This is a genomic window from Enterobacter sp. E14S, assembly GCF_055666685.1.
Genome location: NZ_JBVODQ010000004.1, coordinates 289391 through 295513 on the forward strand (window position 1 = coordinate 289391; position 6123 = coordinate 295513).

Consider the following 6123-nt stretch of genomic DNA (forward strand, 5'->3'; position numbering starts at 1 on the left):
GACGTGCCTTTTTTCTTTTTAGGCGTTACCTAAATACAACAATTCAATATCAACTTGTTAATAAGCAAGGCAGGTCCTTATGTTTGGAGCAGAACTCGTCATCGTCTTGTTGGCGATTTATTTGGGAGCAAGACTCGGGGGTATCGGCATCGGTTTTGCCGGCGGTCTCGGGGTGCTCGTTCTTACCCTTATCTTTCAGATTAAACCCGGCGCAATCCCGTTCGACGTTATCGAAATCATCATGGCAGTTATTGCCGCTATCGCCGCCATGCAGGTGGCAGGCGGTATGGACTACCTGGTAAGCCTGGCGGAGCGTATGCTGCGCCGCCATCCAAAGTACATTACCTTCCTTGCCCCGCTGGTGACCTGGTTTATGACCATTCTCGCCGGTACGGGCCACACCGCCTTCTCTACGCTGCCGGTGATTACCGAAGTGGCGAAAGAGCAGGGTATCCGTCCATCTCGTCCGCTCTCTATTGCCGTCGTCGCGTCCCAGATTGCCATTACCGCCTCGCCGATTTCCGCTGCGGTGGTCTTCTTCGCCGGTATTCTGGAGCCGATGGGCGTGAGCTACCTGACGCTGCTGGCGATCTGTATCCCGGTGACGCTGATCGCGGTGATGATCACTGCCGTGCTGTGTAACTTCCTCGGCGCCGAACTGAAAGACGATCCGGTTTACCAGGAACGCCTTGCCAAGGGCGAAGTGAGACTGCGCGGCAGCCAGGTCTTCGAGCTGAAGCCGCACGCAAAGCGCTCCGTGCTGCTGTTCCTGATCGGTATTGTGGCAGTGATGTTCTACGCGACCGCCATCAGCGACACCGTGGGCCTGATCCAGAACCCTGTCCTGCCGCGTAACGAAGCGATTGTAGTGTTTATGCTGACCATCGCGACGCTGATTAGCATCACCTGTAAAATCGACACCAGCGAAGTGCTGAACGCCAGCACCTTTAAATCCGGTATGAGCGCCTGCGTGTGCGTCCTCGGCGTAGCCTGGCTCGGTGATACCTTCGTGAAAGCGCACATCAGCGACATTCAGACCGTCGCTGGCGACCTGCTGCACAACTACCCGTGGCTGCTGGCGGTGGTGCTGTTCTTTGCCGCTACCCTGCTTTACTCCCAGGCGGCGACCACCAAAGCGCTGATGCCTGCGGCATTGATGCTGGGCGTGACGCCACTGACGGCGATTGCCTCTTTCGCGGCGGTTTCCGCCCTGTTCGTTCTGCCAACCTACCCAACCCTGCTGGCGGCGGTGGAGATGGACGACACCGGCTCAACCCGTATCGGTAAGTATGTGTTTAACCACGCGTTCCTGATCCCGGGCGTGGTCGCCATTTCACTTTGCGTGATCCTCGGCTTTATCATTGGCGGCGTGGTACTGTAAACGGTGAGTGGTTGTAAAAATAGTTAAAATCGGGCCGCTCTGCGGCCCGTTTCATTAATGACCAACCGCCTTGCGTGATATAGTGAAGCCTTTCGTGATGAGGAGGTCGACTTGTGAACACGCCTGATGCTGTCGTCGTACTGTGTACCGCCCCTGATGAAGCCTCTGCCCAGGATCTCGCCGCTAAAGTGCTGGCCGAAAAACTGGCCGTCTGCGTGACGCTCCTCCCCGGTGCTACCTCCCTTTATTACTGGGAAGGCAAGCTGGAGCAAGAGTACGAAGTCCAGATGTTGCTCAAAACCAATCTGGCGAATCAGCAGGCTCTCCTGGACTGCCTCAAATCTCATCATCCTTACCAAACCCCGGAGCTGCTGGTCTTGCCAGTGGTTCATGGCGATAACGACTATCTCTCATGGCTCAACGCTTCCTTACGCTGATCCTGCTGCTGTGCAGCACGTCAGCTTTTGCCGGGTTGTTTGACGCGCCCGGCCGTTCGAACTTTATTCCTGCCGACCAGGCGTTTGTTTTCGATTTTCAGCAGAACCAGCACGATCTGACGCTCACCTGGCAGGTGAAAGAGGGCTATTACCTCTATCGCAAGCAGGTGAGCATTACCCCTGCCCGGGCAAACGTGGGCGCATTACAATTGCCCGCTGGCGAGTGGCACGAGGACGAGTTCTACGGTAAGAGTGAAATCTACCGCCAGCGCCTGAGCGTGCCCGTGACGGTGAATCAGGCGGATAAAGGCGCGACGCTGACGGTGACCTACCAGGGATGCGCGGACGCGGGATTCTGCTATCCGCCGGAAACGAAAGTCGTGCCGCTCAGCGAAGTGAAAGCGACTGCTGCTGTAACGCCGGTCCCCTCGGTTGAGAAAACCAACGACCGCGCTGACCTTCCGTTCTCAGCGCTGTGGGCGTTACTGATTGGTATCGGCATTGCCTTTACGCCGTGCGTGTTGCCAATGTATCCGCTCATCTCTGGCATCGTGCTGGGCGGCAAACAGCGTCTTTCCACCGCCCGCGCGCTGCTGCTGGCTTTTATATACGTGCAGGGAATGGCGCTAACCTACACAGCCCTTGGCCTTGTGGTTGCTGCTGCCGGGTTACAGTTCCAGGCGGCACTCCAGCACCCTTATGTTCTCATTGGCCTGTCAGCGGTGTTTATCCTGTTGGCGCTGTCAATGTTTGGCCTGTTCACGCTACAGCTGCCCTCTTCGCTGCAAACGCGCTTAACGCTGATGAGCAACCGTCAGCAGGGTGGCTCGGCAGGCGGCGTGTTCGCGATGGGTGCCATTGCCGGGCTGATTTGCTCTCCCTGCACTACCGCACCACTGAGCGCTATCCTGCTGTACATCGCCCAGAGCGGTAACATGTGGCTCGGCGGGGGTACGCTGTACCTCTACGCGCTCGGCATGGGCCTGCCGCTGATTCTGGTCACGGTTTTCGGCAATCGACTTCTGCCGAAGAGCGGCCCGTGGATGGAGACGGTGAAAACCGCATTTGGTTTTGTCATCCTCGCGCTGCCGGTGTTCCTTCTTGAGCGTATCATCGGCGACGCATGGGGTCTGCGCCTGTGGGCGATGCTCGGCGTAGCATTCTTTGCCTGGGCGTTTATCGTCAGCCTGGGGGCGAAGAAGCCATGGATGCGCCTGGTGCAAATCCTGCTGCTGGCTGCCGCACTGGTGAGCGTACGCCCTCTGCAGGACTGGGCGTTCGGCACACAGGTGGGTCAGACGCAAGCGCATCTGAACTTCACCCAGATAAAAAACGTGGATGAACTTAACAGCGCCATGGCAGAGGCGAAAGGCAAACCGGTGATGCTCGATCTCTATGCCGACTGGTGTGTCGCCTGCAAAGAGTTTGAAAAATATACCTTTAGCGATCCACAGGTGCAAAGCGCCCTGAAAGAGACCGTTTTGCTCCAGGCGAACGTGACCGCCAATAATGCGCAGGATAAGGCTCTGCTGAAGCAGCTTAACGTGCTCGGGCTGCCAACCATTCTGTTCTTCAGTCAACAGGGCCAGGAGCAGCCAGAGCAGCGTATAACCGGGTTTATGGATGCTGCGGCATTTAGCGCGCATTTGCGCAATCGCCAACCGTAAACAACACTTTAAGCGGGACAAACCGTTGGGAATAGCGGAGGAGATAACCGTGCAACGTGAAGACGTACTGGGACAAGCCCTGCAACTACTTGAGATTCAAGGGATCGCCAGCACCACGCTTGAGATGGTAGCCGACCGTATCGATTATCCCCTGGATGAACTTAAGCGCTTCTGGCCGGATAAAGAGGCGCTACTCTATGATGCCCTGCGCTACCTCAGCCAGCAGGTTGATATCTGGCGCAGGCAACTGATGCTGAATGAAGAACTGACCGCGGAGCAAAAGCTGCTGGCGCGCTATACCGCCCTGACGGAATGCGTCAACAACAACCGCTACCCGGGTTGTCTGTTCATCGCCGCCTGCACTTATTTTCCTGACCCTGGCCATCCTATTCACCAGTTGGCGGATCAGCAAAAACGGGCGGCGCATGACTTCACCCACGAGCTGCTGACCACGCTGGAGGTCGATGACCCTGCGATGGTGGCTAAACAGATGGAGCTGGTGCTGGAAGGTTGTCTCAGCCGCATGCTGGTGAACCGTAGCCAGGCCGATGTGGATACGGCGCACCGCCTGGCGGAAGATATTCTACGCTTTGCCCAATGCAGAATGGGTGGAGCGCTGACCTAAGCCAGCATGCCCGCCCAGGCGGAGGCGAGCAGACACAGCGCCATCAGGCGCTGAAACCGCACCATCGCCACGGTGGTGCGAAAAATTCGGTTTACCGCTTTACCCAGCCACGCCCAGCACATCAAACAGGCTATCGAGATCAGCAGAAACCATAGCGCCATTAGCGCAATATCGCGCAATGCATGGTCACCAGCTGGGGCAAACAGGCTGACGACGGCCAGCGCCATCATCCAGGTTTTGGGATTCACAACCTGCAGCAGTGCCGCCGCCCGAGCGGTGAATCGGATACGGTTCTCAGCGGAGAGACGGGCTGCCGGGGCGCGAAACAGCTGCCAGCTCATCCAGCTTAGCCACAGCACGCCTGTCCAGCTCATTATCTGACGTATCAGAGGATACTGACGCAGCACTTCCCCTGCGCCCGCGCCTGATACCAGCACAATCGCACTGGCCGCGATACATCCGCCCAGAATAGCAGGTACGGTATTTTTTACGCCAAAGTGCTGGCTGTTCGTCAGCACGAGAATATTGGTCGGCCCCGGCGTAATGGAGGCGACAAATGCGAACAACAGAAAGGGTATCAAACTCACAGGTGGCTCCTTTTTATTAGAGCCATGAATGTGCCGTTATTTTTTGGAAACGTCTGGAAGGTTTGTGCACAACCGGCGGTAGTGTGCGGGAGAGATACGGTAAGCACGCTGAAACCAACGTCCCAGATGGCTTTGATCGGCAAAACCCACTGCGGCAGCCACATCAACGGGCTGGTCACCCCGCGCCAGCAGCTGTCGGGCCTTTGCCAGACGCAGCTGAATAAGCCATGCGTGTGGCGCCAGGTTGAACTCGCGCTTAAAACAGCGCGTCAGGGTAAAGCGATCCGTGCCCGTCTCGCGCGCAAGGTCTGACAGCCCTACGTTCTCGCCGATATGAGCAAAGAGATAGTCGCGCGCACGGTGTGCCACGGCAGCGCTTTGTAACTGCGACGGCAGTTTTTTACGCCAGTGGCAATGGGCGGTGATCCGGGAGAGCAGATTATCCATAGTGCTCTGCTGAACGATTTTCATCTCGTCATTATGCAGGGTGGAGAATGTCTCACCGATAGCGCGCACCAGCTGCGGCTCCCGCGTTAGCGTTCGGGCAAAGTGGAGTGAATAACTCCCGGGAGTCGATTCGTAAAGCCCCTGTAGTGCACGTGTAAGCCAGCGCTCATCAAGATAGAAGGTCAAATAGGTAAAGCCGCCCTCTACAGGCGCATCACCGTCGTGGATCTCGCCAGGTTCGAGGAGAAATGCGTCGCCCGGCTGGCTACGATGACGCTCACGGCGGCAGTGAAACTGCTGCGTGCCGGAGAGGGTTATCCCTACCAGATAGCTATCGTGCCAGTGCGGATCAAAGGCATGCCCTTCGAAATGCGCTTTAATCGTCTCAATACCCGTATCTGCATGCTGACGCAGTTCAAGCCAGTCATTCGCCATACTGTCCTCCTCTTGCTATCAGCATTGCCGTATTACACTGGTTGTGTCTGGAAGATTTGTGCATTTTCACGGCGAAAGCGGACAGATTGCCGCAAACTTAAGCAGTTGAACAGCTTTTCCCGAAATAATGTTGACGATCGAGCGTGATTGCGGTTTAATGCGCTCCGTTGCCCGGATAGCTCAGTCGGTAGAGCAGGGGATTGAAAATCCCCGTGTCCTTGGTTCGATTCCGAGTCCGGGCACCACTATTTAAAGAACCCAGCCTATGGCTGGGTTTTTGCTTTTCTGCGTTTATACATCCCTTCTTTGTATTCCTGTTTCTCATTGCCGTGGGATCGTGCGGTCTGCATTGCCCGCTTTGCCTTATCCGGCCTACTAAACTCGTGGGCTCCGCAAGCGCAGCGCCATCGGGCTTTTCTGCGCGCACAAAGCAAAAAACCCCGCACCTTACGGTACGGGGTTCTTTTATTTGATGCCTGGCAGTTCCCTACTCTCACATGGGGAGACCCCACACTACCATCGGCGCTACGGCGTTTCACTTCTG

At 56.6% G+C, this 6123-nt stretch carries 6 protein-coding genes and 1 tRNA gene; 5 read left to right on the forward strand and 2 right to left on the reverse strand.

Annotation, left to right across the window (positions count from 1 at the left end; all coding sequences use genetic code 11):
• Positions 1 to 79: 79 nt before the first annotated feature.
• The 4 genes from ACZ6J2_RS12415 to ACZ6J2_RS12430 all read left to right on the forward strand — a co-directional run bounded on the left by ACZ6J2_RS12415 (position 80) and on the right by ACZ6J2_RS12430 (position 4110).
• On the forward strand, positions 80 to 1381 hold the full coding sequence (locus ACZ6J2_RS12415) for an anaerobic C4-dicarboxylate transporter (protein ID WP_023334226.1): 1302 nt from the start codon (positions 80 to 82) through the stop codon (positions 1379 to 1381).
• Between the two features lie 113 nt (positions 1382 to 1494).
• Positions 1495 to 1818, forward strand: coding sequence for a divalent cation tolerance protein CutA (cutA, locus tag ACZ6J2_RS12420; RefSeq protein ID WP_471725837.1), 324 nt, complete (start codon positions 1495 to 1497; stop codon positions 1816 to 1818).
• Entirely contained in the window at positions 1794 to 3485 is a 1692-nt protein-coding gene (locus ACZ6J2_RS12425) for a protein-disulfide reductase DsbD (RefSeq protein ID WP_471725839.1), read from the forward strand. The genes cutA and ACZ6J2_RS12425 overlap by 25 nt, the downstream gene beginning before the upstream one ends.
• 49 nt (positions 3486 to 3534) lie before the next feature.
• Positions 3535 to 4110 carry a transcriptional regulator gene (locus ACZ6J2_RS12430; protein WP_471725840.1) on the forward strand — a complete coding sequence of 192 codons (576 nt, stop codon included), beginning with the start codon at positions 3535 to 3537 and terminating at the stop codon, positions 4108 to 4110.
• Here ACZ6J2_RS12430 and ACZ6J2_RS12435 read toward each other — a convergent pair.
• Both ACZ6J2_RS12435 and ACZ6J2_RS12440 read right to left on the reverse strand, forming a co-directional pair.
• A complete protein-coding gene (locus tag ACZ6J2_RS12435; protein ID WP_471725841.1) occupies positions 4107 to 4697 on the reverse strand; it encodes a LysE family translocator in 591 nt (196 codons plus the stop codon). The two genes, ACZ6J2_RS12430 and ACZ6J2_RS12435, sit on opposite strands and share 4 nt — an antisense overlap.
• A 36-nt stretch (positions 4698 to 4733) precedes the next feature.
• On the reverse strand, positions 4734 to 5579 hold the full coding sequence (locus ACZ6J2_RS12440) for an AraC family transcriptional regulator (protein WP_087823476.1): 846 nt from the start codon (positions 5577 to 5579) through the stop codon (positions 4734 to 4736).
• 169 nt (positions 5580 to 5748) lie between these two features.
• Between ACZ6J2_RS12440 and ACZ6J2_RS12445 the strand changes: the two genes are divergently transcribed.
• Positions 5749 to 5824: transfer RNA gene (locus ACZ6J2_RS12445), tRNA-Phe, on the forward strand.
• Positions 5825 to 6123 lie beyond the last annotated feature (299 nt).